A 1,893-nucleotide genomic window follows, 5' to 3' on the forward strand; every position below is an offset into this window, starting at 1 on the left:
GGTCAATTTCTTCCTCGATGAGGCGGGCCAGGGCCCCCGCGCCACCCAAAGCCACGCGCTGGGCCCGCGCAAATTCCGCGGCCGTTACCCGCACGGGCAGGTGGTCGTAGAAGCCGTTGTGATACGTGAGGCGGCCCAAGGCCAGCACGTCGGCGTAGGTGGCTTGGTTGAGGACCAGGGCCGCGTAGGCCGCGCACAGGGCCAGGGCCCCCAGCAGCAAGGCCGCCAAAAACCGCGCATTGGTGTGGCCCAAAGGCGACGGGGAAGAAGGCATAGGGCGTAGCCAAAGGCAGTGCACCGGCCACCAGCCGGTCGGCAAGAAAAGCTAGTGCCGGGGGCGTGGGGCGGCCGCAGGCAGGGCCCCCAGTTTCGCCAGCTCGGCCCACACCCGGTGCACGGGCAGGCCCATTACGTTGAAGTAAGAGCCCTCCAGGCGCGTCACGCCCACCATGCCCACCCAATCTTGGGCCCCATAGGCCCCGGCTTTGTCAAAAGGCTGGTAGTGGGCGATGTAGAACGCAATTTCGGCCGGGCTCAGGGGGCGAAAGTGCACGGTGGTCTGGTCCGAAAACACCACTTGCCGGCCGTCGCCGGTGCGTAGGCACACGCCTGTAAACACGTCGTGGGCCCGCCCCTGCAGGCGCGTGAGCATGGCGGTGGCCTCGGCTGCGTCGGCGGGCTTGTTCAGCACGTCATCTCCGAGGCACACGATGGTGTCGGCGGTGATGATTACCTCGTCGGGGACCAGGCCAGCAGCGTAGGCGGCCGCCTTGTGGGCGGCCAGGTACTCGGCTACCTCGGCCCGGCGCAGGTGGGGGGGGAAGTCCTCGTCTACGTCCAGCAGGCGGGTTTCGTAGGGCAGGCCCAGGTCGGCCAGCAGTTGGCGGCGTCGGGGCGAGTTAGAAGCTAAAATCAGGCGCATGGCATCAACAGGGCATAACAAAACGGCTTCGAAGCAACGGGTGCGAAAAAGTACCAGCGGCGGCCGAAGCCACAAAATTACGCCCTGCTCAGGGGAGCGGCGCGGCGCCTAGGCGCTGGTACACACGCAAGGGGCCGGCGCTGAAACCGGGCTGGTAGCGGTGCGGCGCCAGCCAGGCCGGTGGCGTTTCGCTGCAGCCAAGCACCAGGTAGTCGTAGTATCCGGTGCGGGCGCCAGGCCGCGTGTCGGGGCCCTGCAAGGGAGGCAGCGGGCGATGCTGGAGCCGGGCCTGGTGCGCGAGGTACAGGTCGTAGCCGGGCACGGTGATCAACACGCGGCGAGCGGGGCGGGCGGCAAGCCAATCCGCGGCCTGCCGGTAGCACTGGTCGTCGCGCCGGGCGGCGGCTTGTATGCGTACCTGCTGGACCACTCGGAACCCGGCGTGGCCTAGGCCCAGGGCCCCCGCCAGGGCCCAGGCGGCTCGCCCGGGGCCCCGCCACCGGCGTGCCACCGCCTCTAGGGCCAGGCCGGCCAGTACCAGGGCCGGCCACACGGTATAATAAATGGTGCGGCCGGGCGGCATCACCCCTTGCGCCAGCAGCAGGGGTACTGGCGCCAATGCGCCCACCCAGGCCAGCCACGCCGCGGGCCGCCACGCAGGCGAGGCCCAGCGCGCCACCGCAGCGGGCCCCAGGGCCAACAGCCCAAGCAGCGGCCACCCCAGTACCGCCCGGCCGTAGAGCAGCGTGACCGTAACGGGCACGTAGTAGGGCAGGAGCTGCGCCCAGAAAAAGGCCGGGGCCAGGCGCGCCACGTAGGGGTTAGCCAGCAGCAGGGGCCAGCCCGTGAGCCAGCCTACGGGCAAATAGAGCACGGCGGCCAGCGCGGCCACCCCCGCGCCGGCCACCAGCGCCTGGCGCCGCAGCCGGGCCCCGGCGCGGCCCCGGCCTAGCACCACTATCGCCGCCACC

3 protein-coding genes are annotated in these 1,893 nt (G+C 70.5%); all 3 read right to left on the reverse strand.

The genetic code is table 11. From position 1 onward, the window contains the following. Positions 1-274, reverse strand: a 274-nt coding sequence (locus BEN49_RS14620; protein ID WP_141765678.1) for a hypothetical protein, incomplete at its 3' end; no start/stop codon positions are given. Positions 275-325: 51 nt separating this feature from the next. Beyond that, positions 326-922, reverse strand: coding sequence for a Maf family nucleotide pyrophosphatase (locus BEN49_RS14625; protein WP_070744603.1), 597 nt, complete (start codon positions 920-922; stop codon positions 326-328). Positions 923-1,010: 88 nt separating this feature from the next. Beyond that, on the reverse strand, positions 1,011-1,893 hold an 883-nt coding region (locus BEN49_RS28060), incomplete at its 5' end, for a hypothetical protein (protein ID WP_204376127.1).

Source organism: Hymenobacter coccineus (genome assembly GCF_001816125.1).
GTDB classification, from domain to species: Bacteria; Bacteroidota; Bacteroidia; order Cytophagales; family Hymenobacteraceae; genus Hymenobacter; species Hymenobacter coccineus.

Excerpts from the sequence above, each read along its gene's own strand:
- BEN49_RS14625 (WP_070744603.1), bottom strand. The coding sequence starts at position 922 with ATGCGCCTGATTTTAGCTTCTAACTCGCCCCGACGCCGCCAACTGCTG.